The organism is Streptomyces sp. NPDC088817 (assembly GCF_044750345.1).
Classification (GTDB): domain Bacteria; phylum Actinomycetota; class Actinomycetes; order Streptomycetales; family Streptomycetaceae; genus Streptomyces.
Genome location: NZ_JBIVJN010000018.1, coordinates 163,280 through 186,251 on the forward strand (window position 1 = coordinate 163,280; position 22,972 = coordinate 186,251).

Genomic DNA, 22,972 nt, shown 5'->3' on the forward strand with positions numbered 1-22,972 from the left:
CCCCGGACCGTGCCCGCACGAATATCCGTTCGCCCGCCCAGCCCCTCCGCCCTACCCTCGGCCCCATGACCAAACCCCTCGTCGCCATCCTCAGCGGCGCTGGCGTCTCCACCGATTCGGGGATCCCTGACTACCGCGGCCCCAATGGGCTGTGGCGGAAGGATCCCGAGGCCGAGAAGCTCGTGACGTACGAGTACTACATGGGCGACCCGGACATCCGGCGGCGGTCCTGGCTGATGCGGCGGAAGAACCGTGCGCTCACCGCCGAGCCGAACGCCGCGCACCGGGCCGTGGCCGAACTGGAGCGGGCCGGGGTGCCGGTCAGGGTGATCACGCAGAACGTCGACGGACTGCACCAGCTCGCCGGGATGCCCGCCCGCAAGGTGCTGGAACTGCACGGCAGCGCACGCAGTGTGGTGTGCACGCGGTGTCACGCGCGCGGGCCCATGGAGGACGCCCTCGCCCGGGTCGAGGCCGGGGAGGATGATCCGCCCTGCCGGGAGTGTGGCGGCATCCTGAAGTCGGCCACCGTGATGTTCGGCGAGCGGCTCGATCCGCAGGTGCTCGGCCAGGCGGTCGCGATCACCAAGGCCTGCCAGGTCTTCATCGCCGTCGGCACCAGCCTCCAGGTTCAACCCGCCGCCGGCCTCGCGGGCATCGCCGCCGACCACGGCGCACGGCTGATCATCGTCAACGCCGAGCCGACCCCCTACGACGACCGCGCCGACGAGGTCGTGCGGGAACCGATCGGCACGGCCCTGCCCACACTGCTGCACCAACTGAGCACCGGAAGCGACTGCTGACAACCGCCGATTCAGGCGGGTTCGGCCTGCGCCACCCTGCTACGCCCGGGTGACAGGCTGCCACTGGCCAAGGGAGCAAGGTTCCCCGTAAAGCCGTCCGATGACATGGTGCCGAACGATTGGCGGTGGCCACTGAGCGAGTGCCACCGCCGTCAGGGCAGCGGGTCCCCCACCCCGAGCTGGCCAGCGCGCCGCTGACCCGACATACCGTCAACCTCACCCCAACTCAACCGGTGTGGGGCTGACTTGTGCTCAACGCAGACCATCCCGACATGCGCTGGTGCTCTGACCGGGAAGGTTCGCCGGGTTGGTGGTCGTGACGGCTGCCCACGGCGTCACCTACTTCCACGGCTGCTACTCCGTGGGCGACGACCGCCTGTGGGGCGTCAACCGCCGCCGCAAGGGCACCGCCAACACCCCGGCCGCGCTCAAGTCGATCCGCGCCGCCCGACCCGACGGCGCCCCGATCCACATCATCCTGGACAACCTCTCCGCCCACACCGGCGCGGGCATCCGCCGCTGGGCGAAGAAGAACATGGTCGAGCTGTGCTTCACCCCCACCTACGCTTCCTGGGCCAACCCGATCGAGGCCCACTTCGGCCCGCTGCGGCAGTTCACCCTGGCCAACTCCCACCACCGCAGCCACCCCGCGCAAACCCAGGCACTGCACCGCTACCTGCGCCGGCGCAACACCAACGCCCGCCACCCCGACGTACTCGCCGCCCAACGCAAGGAACCAACCGCGAACAGCAGCCCCCGAACGCCGACGGGGCAAGTTCAGGAGAAGGACGGCGACAGAAGGATGCCTCAGGAGGCGGACGGCTCGATCTCCCCCGCGAAGACGATGACCTGGTCGATGAGGCTCCGTCGCAGATGGACGACGTCCGTTCCCGTCAGGCGGGGGCCTCCATCAGGAGTGGTGAAGACCCACTGGTACCGGGCCCATTCGTCAGGCATGTCCACCGCTGAGCAGCGCACCATCGTGCCGGTCCCCGCCGGGTGACGTCGGATGTCCAGCACGAACCGCTCGACCGCCGCGATTCCTTCGCTGCGACCCAACGGTCCCCAGAAGACCACGTCTGAGGTCAGGGCCTGAGAGAGCAGGGCAGTCACATAGTTGTCGTCCGAGGCGTTGAACGCGGAGATGAACGTGTCGATCGCGGAGCGTGCGGTCTCTTCCTGCATGCCCCAGTAATACCAGCCGTTTCGCGTGCGCTCGACCCACGAGCCGCCCTCCGATCACGGTGAACATCCCGGGCACAGCATTAGGTGATGCCTCATCAGAGATCGCTCCTCCAGAAGGGAGGGTCGTTGGGGCCACGGTCGGCATGGATGGCTGCGTCACGCCGCCGGCTGGCCGCATGTTGTTCGGCGAGGGAGGGCATTCCGGCGATGGCTTCGGCGGCGCGGCCCTGGTGGATGAGGAGTTCGGCCACTTCCGACCGCCTCAGTTCGGTGTCTGCTCACAGCAGCGTGAGCGCTTCCTCATGGCGCCCCATCTCTTCCGGGGTCCACGCCTTGCTGACTGTCAGGCCGTACATGTCTGGCGGCAACGTCTCGGCGTCGGCGAGGGCCTCCTCGTGACGGCCGGCCTCGCCTTGCGCAACCGCTCCTCCCAGGCATCGGCCTGCTCACACAGCCGGGGCAGGCCGGGCCGTGCGGGGATGGCCAGGCGGCGATTGAGCCGCCCGGCGACCGTCACCACCTCGTCGCCGTCCCCGACCTCCGCCAGGGTCGACGGCTGAACCCGCTCCAGCAGCATCGCGAACCGCTCGTCGTAGCGCTCATGCAGCAGGACGGCGCCGCACCCGCCCCACGCAACGAACGCATCCGGCTCATGGACGTTGCCGGGATGCGGAAACGACACCTTCAGTACGGCGCTCTCCTCAGTCCGCCGCCGTACCGGAACGATGACGCCGACGCCCCCGTGCATGATCTCGCCATCCGGCACACACTCCCAGCGCCCCAGCAGCTCCTCCACGATCCCGGGCAGCTCGGCGAGCCACGCCGCCCCGGCCTCCCCCTCGCGGTCGACGGTGTTCCGTGCGAACACCTCTGGCATCGCGATCATCCCGGCACCCTACGCGCCAGCGCGCCGCCACCAAGCCCAAGCCGGCCACTGCGGCCCCCGGCGGACCGAGCACTACGAAGATCGCGATCTACAGACGAAGTACCAACCTCCTGACCATGGCTCGACCCACTCGCCCCCTCCAGGTCATCACGCGGCTCGTCGAGGGAAACGCCTGCGCCTATGACCTGGCTGCCGATGTCTGAGGTGTGCTGTCGCCCGTCATGGCCTGTCGGCCGTCCACCGAGGACGTCGTCGCCACTTCAGGACTGTCGACCACGACCAAGCCGACATGGCCATCCACACCTACCCGGACGGCGAGGTGACGTTCGCCCTCGCCGGCGAATCCGAGGACGAGTAGGAGTGGTCCCGCCACTACCGCGTCGATGTGCGCTCCGGCCAGATCCAAGCACCGGGCCATCGCCGAGCTGGAGCGGGCCAGGGTGATCACTCAGAACGTGGACGGGCGCCACCAGCTCGCCGGGATGCCCGCCCGCAAGGTGCTGGAACTGCACGGCATCTCCCGGGGCCGGCCGTCACCCGGTGGTCAGGCCGAAGATCACCACGAACGCCAGCCAGCAGAACACCACCACTGCGGCGCCCGCCACGTCGATGCGGAGGGAGCGTGCCTGGCCGGGCATCAGCCAGAACGCGAGGGCTCTGTTCACCAGCGGCATCAGCAGCCAGGTCAGAATGCTCACGCTCAACACGTTCGAGATGCGACCATCGTCAACATCGGTATAGCGGAGCGCTCTTCAAAAGAGGCGAGTCCGCCGCCGTCGCCTTGACGCGTATGACAGGCGCTCGAAGCATTGCGGGAGCGTGCGCCACCGGAAGATGCCGCGCGCATCTGGTGGAGGCGGTGCTTGAGTCGAATACCGATAATTGAGTCGAATACCGATGATGTCGAGGTGTCTGCGGTCAGAAGAGGGCCGATCCCCGTTCGAAGTCCAGCAGGCGCTGCTTTCGGGGCAGGCCGCCGCCGTAGCCCGTGAGGCCGCCGCCCGTGCCGATCACGCGGTGGCAGGGGACGATGATGCTGACGGGGTTCTTCCCGTTGGCGAGGCCGACCGCGCGGGAGGCGCCCAGGTTGCCGAGGGCGGTGGCGAGGTCGCCGTAGGAGCGGGTCTCGCCGTAGGGGATCTTCTGGAGTTGGTCCCAGACGCTGCGCTGGAACGGGGTGCCGTGCAGGCGCAGTGGGACGGTGAACTCCTTCAACTCGCCCCCGAAATAGGCCTCCAGCTGCTCGACGGTCTCGCCGAAGGGGCCGTCGTCCGGCTCGCCGAAGGACTGCTCGGACGGGCGGTGGCGCTGCTCGGTCATGTACAGCCCGCACAGCACACCGTCGTCGGCGACGAGGGTGAGCAAGTCGTAGGGGCTGTCGATCACGGTGTACTGCTTCATGGCGGAACGTCCTCAGACGGGAAGGAAGTTGATCGGGTGGCTGTCGGTCGCCCACAGATACTGCACGGCGTACGCCCGCCAGGGCCGCCAGGCCGCCGCGCGGGCGGTGAGCGCGGCCGGGGTGGACGGCAGGCCGAGTTCCTGTGCGGCGCGCCGGATGCCGAGGTCGGTGGGGAGGAAGGCGTCGGGGTCGCCGAGGGCGCGCATGGCGATGACGTCGGCGGTCCAGGGGCCGAAGCCGGGGAGTGCCAGCAGGCGGGCGCGGGTCTCCTCCCAGTCGCTCTCCACGCCCAAGTGAAGTGTTCCGTCGCCCAGTTGGCCGGCCAGGGTGAGCAGGGTCGTACGCCGGGTGCGGGGCATCGCGAGTGACTCGGGGTCGAGGGCGGCCAGGGCCTCGGGCGCGGGGAAGTGGTGGGAGAGGCCGCCCTCGGGGTCGTCGACGGGCTCGCCGTGCGCGGCGGCCAGGCGGCCGGCGTGGGTGCGGGCGGCGGCGGTGGAGACCTGCTGGCCGAGCACGGCCCGCAGCGCGAACTCGCCCTCGTCCACGGTGCGCGGCACGCGCCGGCCCGGAGCCTTGTCGACCAGGGGCGCGAGGAACGGGTCGGTGCGCAGTTGGTCGTCGATCGCGACCGGGTCGGCGTCCAGGTCGAGCATGCGCCGGCAGCGGCTGATGGCGACCGGCAGGTCCCGCAGGTCGCCGAGGGTGAGGCGGCAGGCGATGTGGTCCGGCTTCGGGGTCAACGCGGCGATCCCGTGGCCGTAGGGCAGGCGCAGCGTCCTGCGGTAGGCGCCGTCGCGCCACTCCTCGACGCCGGGTACGGCGGTGGCCGCGAGGTGGCCGAAGAGGTTGTCCGGGTTGAGCGGGGCACGGAACGGCAGGCGCAGGGAGAGGGCGCCCGGAGTGCCCGGACCGGTGCTCCGAGCGTTGCCCGGAAGCGCGCCGCCCCCGGTCGTACGCGCCCGTCCCGGAACCCGCGTGCGCAATCCGCTCGGCGACAGGGCGAACACCTCGCGCACGGTGTCGTTGAAGGTGCGGATCGAGGAGAAGCCGGCGGCAAAGGCGATCTCCGCCATGGGCAGATCGGTGGTCTCGACCAGCAGCCGGGCGGTCTGGGCGCGCTGGGCGCGGGCGAGCGCGAGCGGTCCCGCACCGAGTTCGGCGCGGAGCTGGCGTTCGATCTGGCGGGTGCTGTAGCCGAGGCGGGCGGCGAGTCCCGGCACGCCCTCGCGGTCGACGACTCCGTCGGCGATGAGCCGCATGGCGCGGGCCACGGCGTCCGCGCGCTGGTTCCACTCCGGTGAGCCGGGGCTGGTGTCGGGGCGGCAGCGCTTGCAGGCCCGGAAGCCGGCCTGCTGGCAGGCGGCCGCGCTCGGGTAGAAGGTCATGTTCTCCGGCTTGGGCGGCACCACCGGGCAGCTCGGCCGGCAGTAGATGCCGGTGGTCAGCACGGCGGTGAAGAACCAGCCGTCGAAGCGCGCGTCCTTGGACTGGACGGCGCGCACGCAGCGCTCCCGATGGGTGTGCATCCCTTTCCGCATGCCCCCAGCATCCGGCACCGGACGGGCCGGGGCTAGCGGGAATCCGACATCGACCTTGTGTGTCCTGGGGCCGCGCTCATCGCCGTGCTCACCGCCCGAGGACGTCGTGCTCACCGCCCGAGGGCGAGGACCGGACCTCCGACGCTCCGGAGGCCCGAAGGCGATCCTGGAGGCATGGAGCAGCAGCCGCTCGTCACCTTCGGACACGGTACGGCGGACCGCGAACGCCTCACGGAGCTGATCCGCGGGGCGGGGATCGCCGTCGTCGTGGACATCAGGACCGCACCCGGGAGCCGCCACAACCCGGACGCTGGCCGGGAGCGGCTGCGGCGGTGGCTGCCCGAAGCCGGGGTCGCCTACCGCTGGGAACCGCGACTGGGCGGGTTCCGCAAAGTCCCCGCGGACTCACCCGACACGGTCTGGCGCAACGACGCCTTCCGCGGTTACGCCGCGCATACGCGCACGGACGAGTTCCTCGACGCGATCACGCAGCTCCTGGACGAGGCCACGAGGCGGCGGACGGCCGTCATGTGCGCGGAGGCGGTCTGGTGGCGCTGCCACCGCCGGATCGTCGCCGACTTCGTGGAGCTGGCCCGAGAACGGCCCGTCCTGCACCTGATGCCCGACGGCCGCCTCGTCCCCCACCGGCTCAGCGAGGGCGTACGGCTGCGTGAGGACGGACTGCTCGTCTACGACGGCCGGCGCTCTTCGGACCGGCCCGGCGAGGGACGTGCACAGTCCGGCCGGGGTACCTAGCTAGGCTGTGACCGGAAAGGTTCGAGCCGGTGAACCTTTCCGGTCACAGCACTAGGGTGGGGATTGCAGTGCTCGCAGTTCTGTGGTGACGGGGAGGGACCAAGGCGGTTCTGAACCATGAGGGATGTACATCGACTCCAGTCCGTCCCGACGAGCCGGGGCAGCGGCAGTGTGCTCGCGGCGTGGGAGCGGTTCGTGCGGGGCGAGGACCACGTCCCGGACGTGCGGCCCCTGGTGGCGATCTCCTGGCACCGCTGCCGGGAGCAGTACCGGGTCGATCCCCACCTCACCCGGGCCCCGGTGGCCGTCGCGGAGCCCGATCACACGCCCGAGCAGGCTGTCGTCTTCGCCGAGCTGGGTTTCCGCGCCGCCTCCGTGGCGCACGAGGTGGGCGGCCTCGGCGGCGTCGTCACCGTCACCGACGCCACCGGCCGGATCCTGGCCGAGTGGGGTGACCAGGCCACGCTCGCCCGAGCCGGGGAGTCCCGTCTGGCGCCCTGGTTCTGCTGGTCCGAGTGCGCGGCCGGCACGAACGGCATGGGCACCGCGCTGGAGGCGCACGGCCCCGTGGCGATCAAGGGCGCGGAGCACTGGTGCCGGGCGTTCCACGACTGGGTATGCGCCGGCGTCGCGGTACGGGACGTGGTGACCAGGGAACCGATCGCGGTCCTGGGCATCTGCTGCTGGCGCAACCCGCTTCCCGAGTCCGCGGGCGGCTGGCTGGCGAACGCGGTCACCGTGACCCAGTACCCGCTGAAGAGGCGCGCCCGGGACAGCGGCGCCGAACTGGTCGCGGCCTGCTCCCAGGCCAGGGCGCACTCCGGTGGGGCGCTCGCGGCGGTGGACACCGCGGGCAAGGTGGTGATCGCCGACGACATGGCGAGCGTGCTGCTGGGCGTCCCGGCCTGTACTCCGGCGGTCGACCCGACCCTGCGCTGGAATCCCGGGCTGCCGGAACTGATCACGGCCGTCCGGTACGCCACCGGGCAGGCCGCCCACGACCCCGCCTGGGTGGGCTCGACGCAGATCTTCGCCCGCCTCGCCGACGAGCCGACGTCGATCGGCATCCGGCCCGTGTTCTCGTCCGGGCACCTGATCGGGCACCTGGTCTCGTTCGGTGCCTCCGACGGCGCGCGGGTGCCGCGGGTGGAGGGGCCCACGGACGCCCGGCCCGCACACCCCCGGCCCGCTCATTCCCGGGCGGGGCCGCGCAGGCTGGTCGCGATGCGCGACAACCGGCTGGTGCTGCTGCGGCTGCCGGAGGTCTCCTTCGCCGAGTCGCGGGGAAACGACGTGTGGCTCTCCACCGACCAGGGCCGGCTGCGGGCCGCCTCGGTGAGCCTGGACAAGCTCGACGGCGAGCTGGCGGACGCCGGGTTCCTGCGGGTGCACCGCCGGTACGTGGTCAACCTCGACCGCATCCGGGAGATCGAGCGCGGGCTCAAGGGCGAGCTGTCCCTGGTCATGGACGGTCACGCCGACGAAATGGTGCCGGTGTCCCGGCGGAACGCGCCGGCCGTGCGCCGGGCGCTGGACCTCTGAGTCCGCCCGCACCACCACTGCCTTGGAAGGAGGTTCCCGTGACCGGCAGCCAGGGTCCCGTCGGCGGCGGGAGGAGTGCCGGGGGCGCGGCCAACAGCGACTGGTGGCCGAACCGGCTGGACCTGGGGTGCCTGCGGAAACACCCCGCCGAGGCCGACCCCATGGGCGCCGGCTTCGACTACGCCGCGGAGTTCGGGACCCTCGACCTCGACGCCGTGGCACGGGACGTCGACGAGGTGCTGACGACGTCGCAGGAGTGGTGGCCGGCCGACTTCGGTCACTACGGGCCGCTCGTGCTGCGGATGGTGTGGCACTGCGCCGGGACGTACCGCGCCGCCGACGGCCGCGGTGGCGCGGGTGCCGGTATGCAGCGTTTCGCGCCGCTGAACAGCTGGCCGGACAACCGCAACCTCGACAAGGCGCGCCGGCTGCTCTGGCCGGTGAAGAAGAAGTACGGCCGCAGGATCTCCTGGGCGGACCTGATGGTCTTCGCGGGCAACCGGGCCCTGGAGACGATGGGCTTCACCACCTTCGGGTTCGGCGGCGGCAGGGCGGACGTGTGGGAGCCCGACGAGGACGTCCACTGGGGTCCCGAGCGTGCCTGGCTCGGCGACGAACGCCACAACGGCGTCCACGAGTTGGACAGTCCTCTGGCCGCCGACCAGATGGGCCTCATCTACGTCAATCCGGAAGGGCCGAACACCGTACCGGACCCGCTGACCGCGGCCCGGGACATCCGGGACACGTTCCGGCGCATGGGGATGAACGACGAGGAGACCGTCGCGCTGATCGCGGGCGGCCACACGTTCGGCAAGACCCACGGCGCGGCCGATCCGGACACCCATCTCGGCCCGGAGCCCGAGGGCGCCCCGCTCGAACAGCAGGGCCTGGGCTGGAAGAGCGGCTACGGCACCGGCAAGGGCGCGGACACCATCTCCAGCGGCCTGGAGGGTACGTGGACGCCCACCCCGACGACCTGGGACAACGGGTTCCTGGAAACCCTGTTCGGCTACGAGTGGCAGCTGGAGCTGAGTCCCGGCGGTCTGTGGCAGTGGATCCCGAGGGACGGCGGCGGGGCGGGCACCGTGCCGGACGCCCACGACCCGTCGGCGACCCACGCCCCGACGATTCTGACGACGGACCTCGCGCTGCGCTCGGACCCGGTCTACGAACCCATCGCGCGGCGCTATCTCGAACACCCGGACCGGCTCGCGGACGCGTTCGCGCGGGCCTGGTTCAAGCTGACGCACCTCGACATGGGCCCGGTCCAGCGCTATCTGGGGCCGCTGGTCCCGCGGGAGACGCTGCTGTGGCAGGACCCGGTCCCGGCCGTGGACCACGAACTCGTCGGCGAGGCGGACATCGCCGCGCTCAAGAGCCGGATCCTCGCCTCCGGTCTGTCGGTCCCCCAGCTCGTCTCCACGGCGTGGGCATCGGCCTCGACCTTCCGTATCGGCGACAGGCGGGGCGGGGCGAACTGCGCGCGCGTCCGCCTGGAGCCGCAGCGGGGCTGGGAGGTCAACGACCCCGACACGCTGGCACGGGTGCTGCGCACGCTGGAGGGGATCCAGGAGTCCTTCAACGGTTCCCAGGCAGGGGACAAGCGGGTGTCGCTGGCCGACCTCATCGTGCTCGGCGGAGCCGCCGCGGTCGAGCAGGCCGCCAGGAAGGCCGGCCACGACGTCCGGGTCCCGTTCGCTCCGGGACGTACGGACGCCTCGCAGGAGTGGACCGACGTGGAGTCCTTCGCCGCGCTCGAACCGGCCGCGGACGGGTTCCGCAACTACCGCGGCAAGGGCGACCGGCTGCCGCCGGAGCACTCGCTGGTCGACCGCGCCGCCCGGCTGAACCTGAGCGCGCCCGAGATGACCGTCCTCGTGGGCGGCCTGCGGGTGCTCGGGGCCAACCATGAGCGGTCGCCGCTGGGCGTCCTCACCTCGGCGCCCGGGACGCTGACCAACGACTTCTTCGTGAATCTGCTCGACATGGACACGGAGTGGCGGCCGGCGTCCGCGGCCGCGGAGACCTTCGAGGGCCGCGACCGCGCCACCGGAGAGGTCAAGTGGACCGGCAGCCGCGTCGACCTCGTCTTCGGCGCGCACTCCGAGCTGCGTGCCCTCGCGGAGGTCTACGCGAGCGACGACGCGCGGGAGAAGTTCGTACGGGACTTCGTCGCCGCTTGGGACAAGGTCATGAATCTCGACCGGTACGACCTCGCCCGGACCTGACTCCCCCACGCCTCCCGGCGGCGGCACATCGGGCTCGAACGGTGGCCGATCGCGGACGAACGGCACGAGCCGCCCGGTGTCGGTCCTGCGGCGTAGCGTGCCCATTGATGACCAATTTTTTACCCTTTTCGGATTCGGGTGAGGAGAGTGAAGCCCCGATGACGACCGCGAAGGAACGATCCGAGCTGCTCGACCAGATCGGGCTGGCCGGACAGAACAAGGCAACGCTGGGCCAGGTGCTGGGAACCGGAACCATTGGGCAGGCCACCGTGAGGCCGGACGGCCGCATGGAGGCCACCCTTCGCATCAACCCGGACGAGCTGGCCTGGGACCCCTCCATCCTGGTCATGCCCCATGGAGGCGACATCGAGCTCGAACTCGTCAACGACGACCAGAACACGCACTGCGCGCTCCTGCCCAGCAACGGCGACCGGAAGTTCATCTGGCTGGTGAACCACTCGCGAGGACGGGCGGCCCTCAACCTCGACGGGCCCGGCTACTACTGGTACGGCTCGCCCACCGGCAACGACGAGGGCCGCGGGCTGACCGGGGCCATCGTCGTCATGGGCGACGCTCCGCCGGAGGCCCGCCTCGACCGTCCCGAACAGCCGCGCCCGTAGGAAGAAGGAGGTGGAGCACATGTCCGTCGACTACGTGGACGCGGGCTGGGCCGTCGACCAGGGAAGCCTGAGCGGCAAGGTCGCGGGCGGGGAGATCGCGCCGCCCGTGGTGGCCGACGTCGACTACGAGCGCCTGCTCAACGCCCGCCAGGAACCACAGAACTGGCTCACCTACTACGGCGCCTACGACGGGCAGCGGTACAGCCCGCTGGACCAGATCAACACGGAGACCGTCAAGCGCATGGTCCCCGCCTGGGTGTTCCAGGCCGGCACGACCGGTCTGATCGCGGGCGCGTCGACCTACTCGTTCGAGGCCGCCCCGATCGTCGTCGACGGGATCATGTTCCTGTCCGGCTGGGACGGCTGGGTCTGGGCCCTGAACGCGAAGACGGGTGTGGAGATCTGGCGTTACAAGCACGCGGTGCCCTTCGACGTGTCCCTGTGCTGCGGGAACGTCAACCGCGGGGTCGCCGTGGCCCAGGGGAAGGTCTTCTTCGTCACGGCGAACGCCCGGCTGCTCGCGCTCGACGCCACCACCGGCAAACGGGTCTGGGACAGGACCTACGGCGACGTCCGGGCCGGGGAGAGCGCCACGCTCGCCCCTCTGGTCGTGAAGAACATGGTCATCGTGGGGAGTTCGGGCGGCGAGTTCGGCGTACGGGGACACCTCGACGCGTTCGACCTCGAAACCGGCGAGCACCAGTGGCGCTGCTACACGGTGCCCAAGCCCGGGGAGCCCGGCTCGGAGACCTGGCCCGCCGACGGAGAGGCCTGGGCCCGTGGCGGCGCGAACTGCTGGGTCACCGGCACCTTCGACCCGGAGACCAACCTGCTGTACGTCGGCACCGGCAACCCGGCACCCGACTTCGACGGAGCCGTCCGCGAGGGCGACAACCTCTTCACCGACAGCATCATCGCCGTCGACGTGGACAGCGGCCGGATCCGCTGGCACTACCAGTGCACCCCGCACGACGTGTGGGACTACGACAGCATCGCCGAGTGCATCCTGTTCGAGCAGGACGGGCGCAAGCTGCTCGGGCACTTCGACAAGAACGGCTACTTCTTCGTCCTCGACCGCACCAACGGCGAGCGGATCAGCATCACCCCGTTCGTGGACCGCATCACCTGGGGCGCGATCACGAGGGACGGCCAGGTGACGGCCAAGGCGTACCCCGACAAGGAGGGAGTGCCGGTCCACTTCTACCCGGGTCCGGCCGGCGCCAAGGAATGGACCCACGCGGCCTACAGTCCGAAGACCGGGCTCTTCTACGTCCCGGTCCAGGACACCGGGGCCACGGCCACCCGGCGCCGCCGGGAGTTCAAGGAGAGCATTCCGTACTGGGGCGCGGGCGTTCAGGTGGACATCGAGGACATGGCCGGGTCCATCAGCGCGTTCGACGCGAGCGGCGAGGAGAAGTGGCGCCGGCGCAACGAACTCCCGATGTGCGCCTCGGTGCTGGCCACCGGCGGCGACCTGGTGTTCGCCGGCAAACCCTCCGGGGAGTTCGTCGCGCTCGACGCCCGCACCGGAGAGGCGCTGTGGCAGTTCCAGTGCGGAAGCGGCCACCACAGCAACCCGACCACCTACATGGTCGAGGGCAGGCAGTACATCGCCGTGCCCGTCGGCTGGGGCGGATGGGCCGAGGGGTTCCTGCCCGGCATGCTCGGCGCGGGGCACGGAAGCGCCCTGATGGCCTTCGCCCTCCCGGAATCGCCGTAGCGCGTGACCGGAGCCTGCCCCGGCGGGCGGAGAGGAGGTGAATCCATGGAGTCCCAGCTCGAAGTGTGGGAGACGCCGGAGTTCGAGGAGATCGCGGTCGCGGCCGAGGTGACCATGTACGTCGCCCGGCTGGAGGACTAGCGGACCCGGACCGGCGGACGTGGGACGGCGCCGGACCTGCCGGTCCGGCGCCCCCCGACGGATCACGACGGCCATGAGACGGCCACGCGCCCCGGAACGGGGGGACGGACGGCCATGATCGGCGGGGCCGGTGACGGGCCCGGACCCTCGGTGAACGGAGTGCAGGAGTGTTGCTGCGCGTACTGGGCTCGGCGGCGGGGGGCGGCTCCCCGCAGTGGAACTGCGGCTGCCCGGTGTGCGCCGAGGTCCGCTCCCGGACCGGGCTCGCGCGCACGCAGTCGTCGGTCGCGGTCAGCGCCGACGGCCGCGGGTGGCTCCTCGTCAACGCCTCGCCCGACGTCCGCACCCAGATCGAGGCCTTCCCCGGCCTGCACCCGCACGAGGACCGGACCACGCCGCTGGAGGCGGTGCTGCTCACCGACGCCGAGCTGGACCACACGCTCGGCCTGCTCCTGCTGCGCGAGGCCCGCGCCCTGCGGCTGTACGCCACACCCGCGACGCACGAGACCCTGCTCAGCGGCTCGGGGATCCTGCGCACGCTCGAACGCTACTGCCCGGTCGAGTGGCGGACGGTGATCCCCGGCACCGGTCTCGCCCTGGCGGACGGGCTGTCCTGCCGGGCGTTCGACGTGCCCACCAGCAAGCGCGACCGCTTCGGAACCGGGACGGACCACGGCCGCGTCGTGGGCTACCGGCTGACCGACGAACGCAGCGGCGGGACGCTGGTGTACCTGCCGGGGGTGCAGTCGCTGACGCCGGAGCTGCGCGCGGAGATCAAGGGGTGCTCCTGCCTGCTGCTCGACGGAACGTGCTGGCGCGACGACGAGCTCGTACGGCTCGGCCTGGCCGCCAAGACGTCCCGGGAGATGGGCCATCTGCCCATCGGCGGCCCGGACGGCAGCCTGGTGCAGCTCCCGTCGCTCGGCGTGGGCCGGACGATCTACGTGCACATGAACAACACCAATCCGGTCCTTCTGGAGGACACGCCCGAGCGGCGTACCGTGGAGGAGAGCGGCATGGAAGTGGCCATGGACGGTCTGGAAGTCCAGGTGTAGAGCCGTGACGACAACGACGACCACGCGGACCGGCGCCGACGGCTTCGTCGAGGCGCTGCGGGCCCACTCGCGGCGGTACCACGACCAGCATCCGTTCCACGTCCGGATGAACGCCGGCGTGCTGAGCCGGGGGCAGCTCCGGGGCTGGGTGGCCAACCGCTTCTACTACCAGGAGAACATCCCCCGCAAGGACGCCGCGATCCTCTCCAACTGCCCCGACGTGGAGGTCCGGCGCCGCTGGATCCGGCGGATCCTCGACCACGACGGCACCGCCGCCGGCGAGGGCGGCATCGAGGCGTGGCTGCGTCTGGGCGAGGCCGCCGGGCTGACCCGCGAGGAGGTCCGGGACCACCGGCACCTGGTGCCCGGGGTGCGGTTCGCCGTCGACGCCTACGTCACCTTCGCGCGGACCCGCCCGTGGGTGGAAGGGGTGGCGTCCTCGCTCACCGAGCTGTTCGCGCCGGACCTGATGGCGGCGCGGCTGGCCGCGTTCGAGCGGTGGTACCCGTGGATCGACCCCGAGGGCCTCGCGTATTTCCGGGCCCGACTTGAGCAGGCGCCCCGCGACTGCGAGCACGCCCTGGAGGTGGTCACCGCGCACTGCCTCTCCGCCGAGTCCCAGGCGCGCGCCCTCGACGCGCTGTCGTTCAAGTGCGACGTCCTGTGGAGCCTGATGGACGCCGTCGACCAGGCCTATCCGGAGTGAGTGCCATGGACCCGACCCCCACCGGAACGAAGCAGACCACCGCCGGAACCCGCACCGTCGAGGTGTCCGGCTCGGATCGGCCCCGCCTCGCGCGCCATGTCCGGCTGGGCTTCTCCCGGACCAGGCAGCGTCCGGTCCTGCTGCACCCCGAGACGGTGGTGGTGCTGAACGGCAGCGGCGCGGACATCCTGAAACTGTGCGACGGGCGGCACACCGTGGCCGAGATCGTGGCGGAGCTGGGCGCGCGTTACGGGTCCGTTCCCGGCGACGAGGTGCGGCGGTTCCTGGCCCGGCTCGTCGCCCGGCGCTGGGTGGAGCTCGCCGATGGATAGCCCGTACGGGCTGCTCGCCGAGCTGACCTACCGGTGCCCGCTGGCCTGCCCGTACTGCTCGAACCCGCTGAACCTGGGCGATTACCGGGAGGAGCTGTCCACCGAGGAGTGGCGGCGGGTGCTGGCCGAGGCCGGCGACCTGGGGGTGCTCCAGTGCCATCTGTCCGGCGGGGAGCCGCTGCTGCGGCGCGACCTGGTGGAGATCGTGGCGGACGCCCACGACCAGGGTCTCTACACCAATCTCATCACCAGCGCCGTCGGGTTCTCGCGTCCGAGGGCGGAGCGGTTGCGGGCCGCGGGTCTCGACCATGTGCAGATCAGCATCCAGGCCGACGAGCCGGTCGTGTCCGACCGGATCGCCGGTATCCCGTCGTTCCGGCGCAAGATCGAGGCGATGGGCGTGGTCAAGGAGCTGGGCTGGCCGCTCACCGTGAACGTGGTGCTGCACCGGTACAACATCGACCGCGTCGCCGAGGTGCTCGGGCTGGCCGAGGAGGCGGGCGCGGACCGGGTGGAGCTGGCCAACACCCAGTACTACGGCTGGGCCTGGCGCAACCGTGCCGCGCTGCTGCCGAGCCGGGCCCAGCTGGAGGCGGCCGAGGCCGTCGCGCGCGCCGCCCGCGAGCGGCTGCGGGACCGTATGGAGATCATCTACGTCCTCCCCGACTACTACAGCCGCTACCCGAAGCCCTGCATGGACGGCTGGGCGTCCCGGATGCTGACGGTGACGCCGAACGGTGACGTGCTGCCCTGTCCGGCCGCCCAGTCCCTGCCGTTGCCGCGGGCCAGTGTGCGGGAGGACTCGCTGGAGCGGATCTGGGCCGAGTCCCCGGTGATGAACGCGTTCCGGGGGACCGACTGGATGCCGGAACCCTGCCGGAGCTGCCCCCGGCGGGAGGTCGACTTCGGCGGGTGCCGCTGCCAGGCGTTCCTGCTCACCGGCGACGCCGCCCGCACCGACCCGGTCTGCCATCTGTCGCCCGACCACGAGCTGGTCGCCCGGGCGGTCGAGGCCGCCAACGGCGGCTCACGGACGGGCACTCCCCCGCTGGTACCGCGTGCGCACCGGGCCAGTGCCGCGACGGGCGACGCTAGCCGCCGAACGCCAGCGGCAGCACCGCGGCGGCGATGATCAGGCCGACCCCGCTCACCAGGTCCGCGCGGATCCGGACGAGGCGCGCGGCGGCCCGCCCGAGCTGGAGCCCGATCAGCGACATCACGGCCGTGATGAGACCGAAGACGGGGGCCGCGACCCACGGGGAGAGTCCGAGGATCCCGAGGCTCGCCCCGGCGACCAGGTTGTCCAGGCTCAGCGTCAGCGGGATGCCGAACAGCGCCCACGGGTGGTCCAGCTCGTCCGGCTCGGGGTTGCGGAGGGCCGAGACGACGAGGTAGAGGCCGTACCCGCCGAGCGCGACCGCGCCCACCACGTCCGCGACGCCGCCTACGGCCTCCCCGATCTCGCGGCCGATCAGCAGCCCGACCAGGGGCATGACCGCGTCCCAGAGTCCGAAGGTCAGCGCGACCTGCACCGCGCGTTTCAGACCGAAGGGGACGGTGCCGAGCGCGATCGCCACCCGGAAGTTGTCCAGGCTGAGTACGAAACCCAGGCCCAGCATCTCCCAGATCATGGCGGCGGCCAGGTCAGCCGATCCGCGCCGCGAACGTCTCGTAGGCCCGGTCGTCGAAGAGGACGAAGCGGACCTCCTCGACCGAGGTGCCGGTCTCCCCCACGGTCTCCACCGCGATCCGGGCCGCGTCGTCCATCGGCCAGCGGTAGACGCCCGTGGAGATCGCCGGGAACGCCACGGTGCGGGCGCCCAGCTCGTCGGCGACGTGGAGGGAGGTGCGGTAGCAGGAGGCCAGGAGGTGCGAGCGGTCCTCGGCGCCGCTGTGGACGGGGCCGACGGTGTGGATCACCCAGAGGGCGTCCAGTTCGCCGGCCGTGGTGGCGACCGCCTGGCCGGTGGGCAGGCCCTTGCCGTACCGGGAGGCGCGCAGGGCGCGGCACTCCTCGAGGATCGCGGGGCCGCCGCGGCGGTGGATGGCGCCGTCGACGCCACCGCCGCCGAGGAGGGAGGAGTTGGCGGCGTTGACGATCGCGTCGGCGCGCTGCCTGGTGATGTCGCCCTGGACGAGCGTGATGGCGGTGGTCATGTCTGGCGCAGCCTCCTCCAGACGGCCTTCGCGGCGTTGTGCCCCGACATGCCGTGCACACCGGGGCCCGGCGGGGTGGCCGACGAGCAGATGAAGACGGCCGGGTGCGGGGTGCTGTAGGGGAACAGCGACGGTTTCGGGCGCAGCAGGAGCTGGAGCCCGGATGCCGCGCCGGAGCCGATGTCTCCGCCGACGTAGTTGGCGTTGCGGGCGGCGATCTCGGGTGGGCCCGCGGTGGCGCGGGCGAGTACGCGGTCGCGGAAGCCGGGGGCGAAGCGTTCGAGCTGGCGTTCCACGGCGTCGGTGAGGTCTCCGGTCCAGCCGTTGGGGACGTGGCCGTACGCCCAGAAGACCTGCTTGCCCTCGGGGGCGCGGGTGGGGTCGGCGACGCTGGGCTGGACGGTGATGAGGAAGGGCCGGTCGGGTGCGCGGCCCTCGCGGGACGCGGCGCGCAGTGCGCTGCCGATCTCGGCGCTGTCCGCGCCGATCTGCACGGTGCCGGCGCCTCGGGGCTCCGGGGCGGTCCACGGCACGGGGCCGTCCAGGGCGTAGTCGATCTTGAAGACGCCGGGGCCGTAGCGGTAGCCGTCGTAGTAGCGGCCGAGTCCGGCGATGCGGGCCAGCGCGGTGGGCGAGGTGTCGAAGACGTACGCCCGGGCGGGCGGCAGGTCGTCGAGGCGCTTGACCTCGTAGTCGGTGTGCACGGCGCCGCCGAGGTCCTTGAGGTACGCGGCGAGGGCGTCGGAGATCGCCTGGGAGCCGCCGCGGGCCACCGGCCAGCCGCGGGCGTGCGCGGCGAGCGCGAAGACCAGGCCGACGGCGCCGGTGGCGAAGCCGCCGAGGGGTGCCATGACGTGGGCGACGAGTCCGGCGAACAGGGTCCTGGCCCGCTCGTCGCGGAAGCGGCGCATCAGCCAGGTGGACGGGGGCAGGCCGGCCAGGCCGAAGCGGGCCAGGGTGACCGGGTCGCGCGGGAGCGCGGTCAGCGGCAGCGACATGAAGTCGCGGACGAGGGTGTCCCACCTGGGCAGGAACGGCTGGACCAGTCTGCGGTACGTGCCCGCGTCGCGTGGTCCGAAGGAGGCGGCCGTCTCGGCGACGGAACGGGACAGCACGGCCGCGGTGCCGTCCGGGAAGGGGTGCGCCATGGGCAGCTCCGCGTGCAGCCATTCGAGGCCGTAGCGCTCCAGGGGCAGGGCGCGGAACGCGGGCGAGTTGATGCCGAGGGGGTGCGCGGCGGAGCACGGGTCGTGCCGGAAGCCGGGCAGGGTGAGCTCCTCGGTGCGGGCACCGCCGCCCACGGTGTCCCGCGCCTCGAACACCGCCACGTCGAAGCCGCGGCGGGCGAGTTCCACGGCAGCGGTCAGTCCGTTCGGCCCCGCACCCACCACGACCGCATCGAGCATCGACGGCACCTTCGGACCCCCTAGTCAGCCGATGGCCACTCGGTCCCCAGGATATGCCGCACCACCGACACGACGGGGGCGGGTCGGCGGGCTGGGGGCGGAGTGGTGCGGGAGGGGCGGCCCGGGTTGCCTGGGCGGCCTTGGCCGGAGGCGAGGGCGCCGCCCTCTGCCGGGGTCAGACCGCCAGGGTCGCGCCCTCCGTCTCCGGGGCCGAGAGCAGGTCCGTGATCCGGCGGGCCGTGGCCGCGTCCCGGGCCGCCGTGAAGGGCAGGGTGTTGCCGCCGGTGATGCGGAAGGGGGCGCCGGTCAGGGTCCGGTGGGCGCCGCCGGCCTCCTCGACCAGGAGCAGGCCCGCCGCGTGGTCCCAGGCCGCTTCCCAGCAGAAGGCCGTGGCGTCCAACTCGCCCCGAGCGATGGCGAGATACTCCAGTCCGGCCGACCCGCAGGGGCGTGGCGCGACCCCGTCCGCCCACAGGCCGCGCAGGGCCCGCTTCTCTTCGTCCGTCGTGTAGTCGGGGTGCGACGTGGCCACTTCGAGGGGCCGCCCCGGCTCGGGGGCACCGCTGCGCAGGGGCACGCCGTCGAGGAAGGCGCCCCGACCGCGTACGGCCGTGGCGAGCTGGTCGCGGGCCGGCGCGTACGTCCAGGAGGCGAGCAGGACCCCGTGCCGGGCGAGGGTGACCAGGGTGCAGAAGCCGGGGTCGCCGTGCACGAACTGCCGTGTGCCGTCGACCGGGTCGACTATCCAGACGGGGGCGTCGCCCTGGATGGCCTCGTACACGGCCGGGTTGGCGTGCACCGCTTCCTCGCCGACCACGACCGAGCCGGGCAGCAGGGCGCCGAGGACGTCCGTGAGATACCGCTCGGCCAGCCGGTCGGCGTCCGTCACCAGGTCGTGCGGTCCGGCCTTCTGGTCCACCTCGTGCTCCGCCAGCCGGCGGAAGCGGGGCATGATCTCGGCCGCGGCGGCCTTGCGGACCGCCTCCTCCACGTCGGCCGAGTGACGTGCGAGAAACTCTTCGATGGTTTCCGTCTCTTCGATCATGCCTCCATGAGAACATGCCCCACTGACATTCCCCGCCGGGCCGGTGCACTCCGGGTGGAATCGGCGTGAACACCCGTCATCGGACATCGCGGGTCGGTCCGGTGGACGCCCGCGGCCGGCGCTCGCCAAACACCGGCCACACGCCTCACCGGCCGACGGCGTACCCCTGCATCCCCCGCGGGTTGGCGGCCGCGGACAGGATGCCGGTGTCGGGGCAGCGGGCGACGGCGCACAGGCGTCCCTCGGACCACGGCCCGCCGACGGTCACGTCATGACCCCGGCGTCGCAGCTCGCGGACGACCTCCGCGTCCGTGCGGGACTCGACGGTGACGCTGCCGGGCCGCGTCCCGCGCGGGTAGAAGGAGCCGGGGAAGCTGTCGTTGTGCCAGTTCGGGGCGTCGATGGCGCCCTGGAGGTCGAGGCCGCCGCGGACGGCGGCGCGCAGCGCGACCGCGAGGAAGAAGTGCGTCTGCCACTGGTCCTGCTGGTCCCCGCCGGGCGTGCCGAACGCCATGACGGGCACCCCGTCGCGCAGCGCGATCGAGGGGCTGAGGGTGGTGCGTGGACGGCGTCCCGGCGTCAGCGAGTTGGGCAGGCCCTCCTCCAGCCAGGCCATCTGGAGCCGGGTGCCGAGCGGGAAACCCAGCTCGGGCACGACGGGGTTGGACTGGAGCCAGCCGCCGCTGGGGGTGGCGGCGATCGTGTTGCCCCAGCGGTCGACGACGTCGATGTGGCAGGTGTCACCGCGGGTGCCGCCGTCGGCGGTCACGTCGGGTTCGCCCGGCACGGGTGCGACGGGGCTCTTGGCGAACGTCGGCTCCCCGACCCCCATCGCGTCGAACTCGCCCTCCCCGGCACCCACCGCGTGCGTGTGGGCGCTCAGCCGCGGCACGCGTCCGCCGGGACTGCCGGGCCGCAGCTCGTACGAGGCGGCGCCGACCAGTCTGCGCCGCTCGCTGTTGTACGGCGCCGACAGCAGCTCCGCCAGGGGCACCTCGGCGGCGTCCCCGTACCAGGCCTCCCGGTCGGCCATGGCGAGCTTGCAGCCCTCGATCAGCAGGTGGACGTAGTCGGCGGAGCCGTACGGCGGCAACTCGTCCGGGAGGAGGGCGAGTTGCTGGAGCAGCACCGGGCCCTGGCTCCAGGGGCCGGCCTTGCACACGGTCCAGCCGTTCCAGTCGTACGACGCCGGGGTCTCGTAGGTCGCGGACCAGGCGGCGAGGTCGGCGGCCGTCAGGGTGCCGGTGTGGCGTTCGCCGCTGGTGTCCAGCGTCGGCCGCCCGGCCTGCCGGACCAGCGCCTCGGCGACGAAACCGGTACGCCACACCTCCCGCGCGGCCTCGATCCGTGCCTCCCGGTCCCCCGCGCCCACGGTCTCGGCGAGCAGCCGCTTCCAGGTGGCGGCGAGCGCGGGGTTGCGCAGCAGCGTGCCGGGGCGCGGCGGGCGTCCGCCGGGCAGGTAGACCTCGGCGGACGAGGTCCACTCGGTCTCGAACAGCCTCCGCACGGTCTCGACGGTCTCGCCGACGCGCTCCACGGGCGCGTGCCCGTGCTCGGCGTATCCGACGGCGTACTTCAGGACGTCGTCGAGGGATTTGGTCCCGTGGTCGCGCAGCAGCACCATCCACGCGTCGAACGCGCCGGGCACGGCGGCGGCCAGCGGTCCGGTGCCGGGTACGAGGTCCAGGCCCAGCGCCCGGTAGTGCGGGACCGTCGCCCCGGCCGGGGCGACGCCCTGTCCGCACAGCACCCGCACCTCGCCGCCCGCCGGGGCGAGCAGGATCGGCACTTCACCGGCGGGCCCGTTCAGGTGCGGCTCCACGACATGCAGCACGAAGGCGCCGGCCACGGCCGCGTCGTAGGCGTTGCCGCCGTCCTCCAGCACGGCCATCGCCGACTGCGAGGCGAGCCAGTGGGTGGAGGACACCATGCCGAAGGTGCCCTGAAGGGTGGGCCGGGTGGTGAACATAGTCCTCTCAGGCTATCGATCGGCCCCGCGCCCATGGAAGTGTTACGTCTTTGCCCTGCAGCGCTTTGAGCGGAATACGAGGTTCCAATGAGGCGGGTATCAGTCATTCCGCTTGTGTCTCTGGCGTTACTCGCCGCCTTCACGGTGGCCGAATGCTCGCCGCTGCGGGAGGCCGGACAGGCGGTACCGGGAAACGCCCTCGCGACCGACGGCGTCCAGTCGAGCGGCACCGTGGGCACCGAGCACGCCCGTGTGGGGGAGATCTGGTACTTCGCCCTCCCGGTGCCGAACAACACCTCCTCGACGCCCATCGCGATAACGAAGGTGTCCGTCCTGCACATCCCTGCCGGCATCAAGGTCCTGGGATACGGCGCGTACGACCTGAACGACACCGAAGGTCTCCCGCTTCCGGCCAAGGAAGGCGAGACGTACACGCCTGACTTCGCGCGGCTGAAGAACTACGCGACAAAGCCCCTCAAGGTTCCGGCCGGGAAAGGAGGCGACATCTTCTACCTGGCCAAGATGAGAATCACCGCACCACCGAAAGAGACAGTCCGCGAGTGCCGCTTCGAATATGAGCAGGGCGGCCGGACGTACGTCCAGACACTGGACTGCGAGCTCGAACTCAAGGTCGCCGAGTAGGACCACCGCTCGTCCGCGCCCGGCCCGGGACAGCCCTGGGGACCGCAGTGGAATCCGCCGGGACAGCCGGTTCAGCCGACGCTGAACGGTTTCGCGGTCACGGCACTGGTGGCCTCGCTGGTGTGCCTCGCTCCCCTGGGGCTGATATTCGGCATCGTCGCCCTGGTGCGGATATCCAGGAACGGGCAGCGGGGCAAGGGCCTCGCGATCGCCGGGATCTCCGTCTCCGGCGCTTTCCTGCTGCTGGCCGCCCTCGTCGCGAGGACGGCCGACTTCAAGGTGTGGACGCTTCCCGGCAGGGACAGCGACGGCGAAACCGCACCGTGCGGTGCTGGGTGGGCCCGAAGGGCGACGCGAAACTCGACACCACGGTCAGGCGCGACGCCTCCAACCTGGACTCCGGCCAACTGGCCTTCCTCTCCGTCGTGAAGCCGCTGAACGCCGCGGGCATGCTCCGTCCGGCGCGTAGCCCCCGGGAGGACCTCGACGCGGCCAAGGCCTGGGCCGGCCAGATGGCCGAAGCGCAGGCCGATAGCATCCGGCTGCTCAAGGACGCCGACCTGCCCGGGGCGCGGCGGCCGGCCGGGCAACTCGTGGCGGAACTCGAAGCGGGGCTGCCGTTCTGGCGGCAGGCCGCCAAGGCGTCCGACGCGGACACCTTCCTCGCGCATCTGCGGTCGGTGGACCAGCACAACGGGCACACCCACATCCGCCGGATACGCGAACTGCTCGACCTCCCCCTGCCCACCACCACACCGACGCAGGCGCGCCACGAAACGTCCGCTCCGGGACCCGCGTGACCTTTTCCGCTCCCACCACGGGCCCCTGCGGGAACACCG

General features: G+C 71.8%; 23 protein-coding genes and 3 pseudogenes. 16 read left to right on the top strand and 10 right to left on the bottom strand.

The genetic code is table 11. The annotated features are described in order from the left end of the window. The first annotated feature begins 65 nt into the window (after positions 1–65). Together ACIP4X_RS29050 and ACIP4X_RS29055 are read left to right on the top strand one after the other, a co-directional pair. On the top strand, positions 66–803 hold the full coding sequence (locus ACIP4X_RS29050; RefSeq protein WP_358730026.1) for a Sir2 family NAD-dependent protein deacetylase: 738 nt from the start codon (positions 66–68) through the stop codon (positions 801–803). 328 nt (positions 804–1,131) lie between these two features. Further along, positions 1,132–1,539, top strand: a pseudogene (locus ACIP4X_RS29055) (transposase); the annotation flags it as partial. A gap of 71 nt (positions 1,540–1,610) precedes the next feature. On the opposite strand, the gene ACIP4X_RS29060 reads toward ACIP4X_RS29055, so the two are convergent. Then, positions 1,611–1,988, bottom strand: coding sequence for a nuclear transport factor 2 family protein (locus ACIP4X_RS29060; protein ID WP_358730025.1), 378 nt, complete (start codon positions 1,986–1,988; stop codon positions 1,611–1,613). A 412-nt stretch (positions 1,989–2,400) separates the two neighbouring features. After that, positions 2,401–2,874, bottom strand: a pseudogene (locus tag ACIP4X_RS29065) (aminoglycoside phosphotransferase family protein); the annotation flags it as partial. Between the two features lie 404 nt (positions 2,875–3,278). Between ACIP4X_RS29065 and ACIP4X_RS29070 the strand changes: the two are divergent. Then, positions 3,279–3,398, top strand: a pseudogene (locus ACIP4X_RS29070) (SIR2 family NAD-dependent protein deacylase); the annotation flags it as partial. Between the two features lie 9 nt (positions 3,399–3,407). Here ACIP4X_RS29070 and ACIP4X_RS29075 read toward each other — a convergent pair. The 3 genes from ACIP4X_RS29075 to ACIP4X_RS29085 form a co-directional block, all read right to left on the bottom strand. Continuing rightward, positions 3,408–3,572 (bottom strand): hypothetical protein, encoded by a 165-nt coding sequence (locus ACIP4X_RS29075; protein ID WP_358730172.1) that lies wholly within the window; start codon positions 3,570–3,572, stop codon positions 3,408–3,410. A gap of 220 nt (positions 3,573–3,792) precedes the next feature. Continuing rightward, positions 3,793–4,275: a methylated-DNA--[protein]-cysteine S-methyltransferase gene (locus tag ACIP4X_RS29080; RefSeq protein ID WP_391454992.1), complete on the bottom strand. Its 483-nt coding sequence runs from the start codon at positions 4,273–4,275 to the stop codon at positions 3,793–3,795. A gap of 12 nt (positions 4,276–4,287) precedes the next feature. Further along, positions 4,288–5,814, bottom strand: coding sequence for an AlkA N-terminal domain-containing protein (locus ACIP4X_RS29085; RefSeq protein ID WP_401351321.1), 1,527 nt, complete (start codon positions 5,812–5,814; stop codon positions 4,288–4,290). Positions 5,815–5,988: 174 nt separating this feature from the next. On the opposite strand from ACIP4X_RS29085, the gene ACIP4X_RS29090 reads away from it, so the two are divergent. The 10 genes from ACIP4X_RS29090 (at position 5,989) to pqqE (ending at position 16,046) form a co-directional block, all read left to right on the top strand. After that, positions 5,989–6,570 (top strand): DUF488 family protein, encoded by a 582-nt coding sequence (locus tag ACIP4X_RS29090; RefSeq protein WP_391454993.1) that lies wholly within the window; start codon positions 5,989–5,991, stop codon positions 6,568–6,570. Positions 6,571–6,687: 117 nt separating this feature from the next. Next, positions 6,688–8,112 carry a LytTR family transcriptional regulator DNA-binding domain-containing protein gene (locus ACIP4X_RS29095; RefSeq protein WP_358730020.1) on the top strand — a complete coding sequence of 475 codons (1,425 nt, stop codon included), beginning with the start codon at positions 6,688–6,690 and terminating at the stop codon, positions 8,110–8,112. A gap of 38 nt (positions 8,113–8,150) precedes the next feature. Next, positions 8,151–10,340, top strand: a complete 2,190-nt coding sequence (katG, locus tag ACIP4X_RS29100) for a catalase/peroxidase HPI (protein WP_401351323.1) — start codon at positions 8,151–8,153, stop codon at positions 10,338–10,340. A 158-nt stretch (positions 10,341–10,498) separates the two neighbouring features. Then, positions 10,499–10,960 carry an MSMEG_3727 family PQQ-associated protein gene (locus ACIP4X_RS29105; RefSeq protein ID WP_358730018.1) on the top strand — a complete coding sequence of 154 codons (462 nt, stop codon included), beginning with the start codon at positions 10,499–10,501 and terminating at the stop codon, positions 10,958–10,960. A gap of 19 nt (positions 10,961–10,979) precedes the next feature. Next, the gene (locus ACIP4X_RS29110) at positions 10,980–12,680 is read left to right on the top strand and encodes a PQQ-dependent dehydrogenase, methanol/ethanol family (RefSeq protein ID WP_401351325.1); all 1,701 of its coding nucleotides are present in this window, start codon (positions 10,980–10,982) and stop codon (positions 12,678–12,680) included. 45 nt (positions 12,681–12,725) lie between these two features. After that, positions 12,726–12,821, top strand: a complete 96-nt coding sequence (pqqA, locus tag ACIP4X_RS29115; protein ID WP_100566564.1) for a pyrroloquinoline quinone precursor peptide PqqA — start codon at positions 12,726–12,728, stop codon at positions 12,819–12,821. A gap of 167 nt (positions 12,822–12,988) precedes the next feature. Further along, positions 12,989–13,876, top strand: coding sequence for a pyrroloquinoline quinone biosynthesis protein PqqB (gene pqqB / locus ACIP4X_RS29120; protein WP_358730016.1), 888 nt, complete (start codon positions 12,989–12,991; stop codon positions 13,874–13,876). A 4-nt stretch (positions 13,877–13,880) separates the two neighbouring features. Next, the gene (pqqC, locus tag ACIP4X_RS29125; RefSeq protein ID WP_401351327.1) at positions 13,881–14,582 is read left to right on the top strand and encodes a pyrroloquinoline-quinone synthase PqqC; all 702 of its coding nucleotides are present in this window, start codon (positions 13,881–13,883) and stop codon (positions 14,580–14,582) included. A 5-nt stretch (positions 14,583–14,587) separates the two neighbouring features. After that, entirely contained in the window at positions 14,588–14,914 is a 327-nt protein-coding gene (pqqD, locus tag ACIP4X_RS29130; protein ID WP_391454998.1) for a pyrroloquinoline quinone biosynthesis peptide chaperone PqqD, read from the top strand. Beyond that, positions 14,907–16,046: a pyrroloquinoline quinone biosynthesis protein PqqE gene (gene pqqE, locus ACIP4X_RS29135; RefSeq protein ID WP_401351329.1), complete on the top strand. Its 1,140-nt coding sequence runs from the start codon at positions 14,907–14,909 to the stop codon at positions 16,044–16,046. The genes pqqD and pqqE overlap by 8 nt, the downstream gene beginning before the upstream one ends. Here the strand turns inward: pqqE and ACIP4X_RS29140 are convergent. The 5 genes from ACIP4X_RS29140 to ACIP4X_RS29160 form a co-directional block, all read right to left on the bottom strand. Further along, positions 16,006–16,533: a manganese efflux pump gene (locus tag ACIP4X_RS29140; protein WP_358730012.1), complete on the bottom strand. Its 528-nt coding sequence runs from the start codon at positions 16,531–16,533 to the stop codon at positions 16,006–16,008. The genes pqqE and ACIP4X_RS29140 overlap by 41 nt on opposite strands. 25 nt (positions 16,534–16,558) lie before the next feature. Further along, a complete protein-coding gene (locus tag ACIP4X_RS29145; protein ID WP_358730011.1) occupies positions 16,559–17,071 on the bottom strand; it encodes an O-acetyl-ADP-ribose deacetylase in 513 nt (170 codons plus the stop codon). Further along, on the bottom strand, positions 17,068–18,477 hold the full coding sequence (locus ACIP4X_RS29150; RefSeq protein WP_358730010.1) for an NAD(P)/FAD-dependent oxidoreductase: 1,410 nt from the start codon (positions 18,475–18,477) through the stop codon (positions 17,068–17,070). The genes ACIP4X_RS29145 and ACIP4X_RS29150 overlap by 4 nt, the downstream gene beginning before the upstream one ends. Positions 18,478–18,652: 175 nt before the next feature. Beyond that, the gene (locus ACIP4X_RS29155; protein ID WP_358730009.1) at positions 18,653–19,522 is read right to left on the bottom strand and encodes an inositol monophosphatase family protein; all 870 of its coding nucleotides are present in this window, start codon (positions 19,520–19,522) and stop codon (positions 18,653–18,655) included. Between the two features lie 145 nt (positions 19,523–19,667). Then, positions 19,668–21,491, bottom strand: a complete 1,824-nt coding sequence (locus ACIP4X_RS29160; protein ID WP_401351331.1) for a gamma-glutamyltransferase family protein — start codon at positions 21,489–21,491, stop codon at positions 19,668–19,670. Positions 21,492–21,605: 114 nt separating this feature from the next. Here ACIP4X_RS29160 and ACIP4X_RS29165 point away from each other — a divergent pair, with 114 nt between their 5' ends. The 3 genes from ACIP4X_RS29165 to ACIP4X_RS29175 all read left to right on the top strand — a co-directional run bounded on the left by ACIP4X_RS29165 (position 21,606) and on the right by ACIP4X_RS29175 (position 22,933). Continuing rightward, positions 21,606–22,133, top strand: coding sequence for a hypothetical protein (locus tag ACIP4X_RS29165; protein WP_401351333.1), 528 nt, complete (start codon positions 21,606–21,608; stop codon positions 22,131–22,133). A gap of 120 nt (positions 22,134–22,253) precedes the next feature. Next, a complete protein-coding gene (locus ACIP4X_RS29170) occupies positions 22,254–22,562 on the top strand; it encodes a DUF4190 domain-containing protein (protein WP_391455270.1) in 309 nt (102 codons plus the stop codon). Next, positions 22,469–22,933 carry a hypothetical protein gene (locus ACIP4X_RS29175; RefSeq protein WP_391455002.1) on the top strand — a complete coding sequence of 155 codons (465 nt, stop codon included), beginning with the start codon at positions 22,469–22,471 and terminating at the stop codon, positions 22,931–22,933. Before ACIP4X_RS29170 ends, ACIP4X_RS29175 begins: the two co-directional genes overlap by 94 nt. Positions 22,934–22,972 lie beyond the last annotated feature (39 nt).

Coding starts and splice junctions, on each gene's coding strand:
- ACIP4X_RS29160 (WP_401351331.1), bottom strand. CDS start 21,491: ATGTTCACCACCCGGCCCACCCTTCAGGGCACCTTCGGCATGGTGTCC.
- ACIP4X_RS29105 (WP_358730018.1), top strand. CDS start 10,499: ATGACGACCGCGAAGGAACGATCCGAGCTGCTCGACCAGATCGGGCTG.
- pqqD (WP_391454998.1), top strand. CDS start 14,588: ATGGACCCGACCCCCACCGGAACGAAGCAGACCACCGCCGGAACCCGC.
- ACIP4X_RS29085 (WP_401351321.1), bottom strand. CDS start 5,814: ATGCGGAAAGGGATGCACACCCATCGGGAGCGCTGCGTGCGCGCCGTC.
- ACIP4X_RS29080 (WP_391454992.1), bottom strand. CDS start 4,275: ATGAAGCAGTACACCGTGATCGACAGCCCCTACGACTTGCTCACCCTC.
- pqqE (WP_401351329.1), top strand. CDS start 14,907: ATGGATAGCCCGTACGGGCTGCTCGCCGAGCTGACCTACCGGTGCCCG.
- ACIP4X_RS29050 (WP_358730026.1), top strand. CDS start 66: ATGACCAAACCCCTCGTCGCCATCCTCAGCGGCGCTGGCGTCTCCACC.
- ACIP4X_RS29155 (WP_358730009.1), bottom strand. CDS start 19,522: ATGATCGAAGAGACGGAAACCATCGAAGAGTTTCTCGCACGTCACTCG.
- ACIP4X_RS29145 (WP_358730011.1), bottom strand. CDS start 17,071: ATGACCACCGCCATCACGCTCGTCCAGGGCGACATCACCAGGCAGCGC.
- ACIP4X_RS29110 (WP_401351325.1), top strand. CDS start 10,980: ATGTCCGTCGACTACGTGGACGCGGGCTGGGCCGTCGACCAGGGAAGC.
- ACIP4X_RS29095 (WP_358730020.1), top strand. CDS start 6,688: ATGAGGGATGTACATCGACTCCAGTCCGTCCCGACGAGCCGGGGCAGC.
- pqqA (WP_100566564.1), top strand. CDS start 12,726: ATGGAGTCCCAGCTCGAAGTGTGGGAGACGCCGGAGTTCGAGGAGATC.
- ACIP4X_RS29150 (WP_358730010.1), bottom strand. CDS start 18,477: ATGCTCGATGCGGTCGTGGTGGGTGCGGGGCCGAACGGACTGACCGCT.
- ACIP4X_RS29060 (WP_358730025.1), bottom strand. CDS start 1,988: ATGCAGGAAGAGACCGCACGCTCCGCGATCGACACGTTCATCTCCGCG.
- ACIP4X_RS29140 (WP_358730012.1), bottom strand. CDS start 16,533: ATGCTGGGCCTGGGTTTCGTACTCAGCCTGGACAACTTCCGGGTGGCG.
- ACIP4X_RS29090 (WP_391454993.1), top strand. CDS start 5,989: ATGGAGCAGCAGCCGCTCGTCACCTTCGGACACGGTACGGCGGACCGC.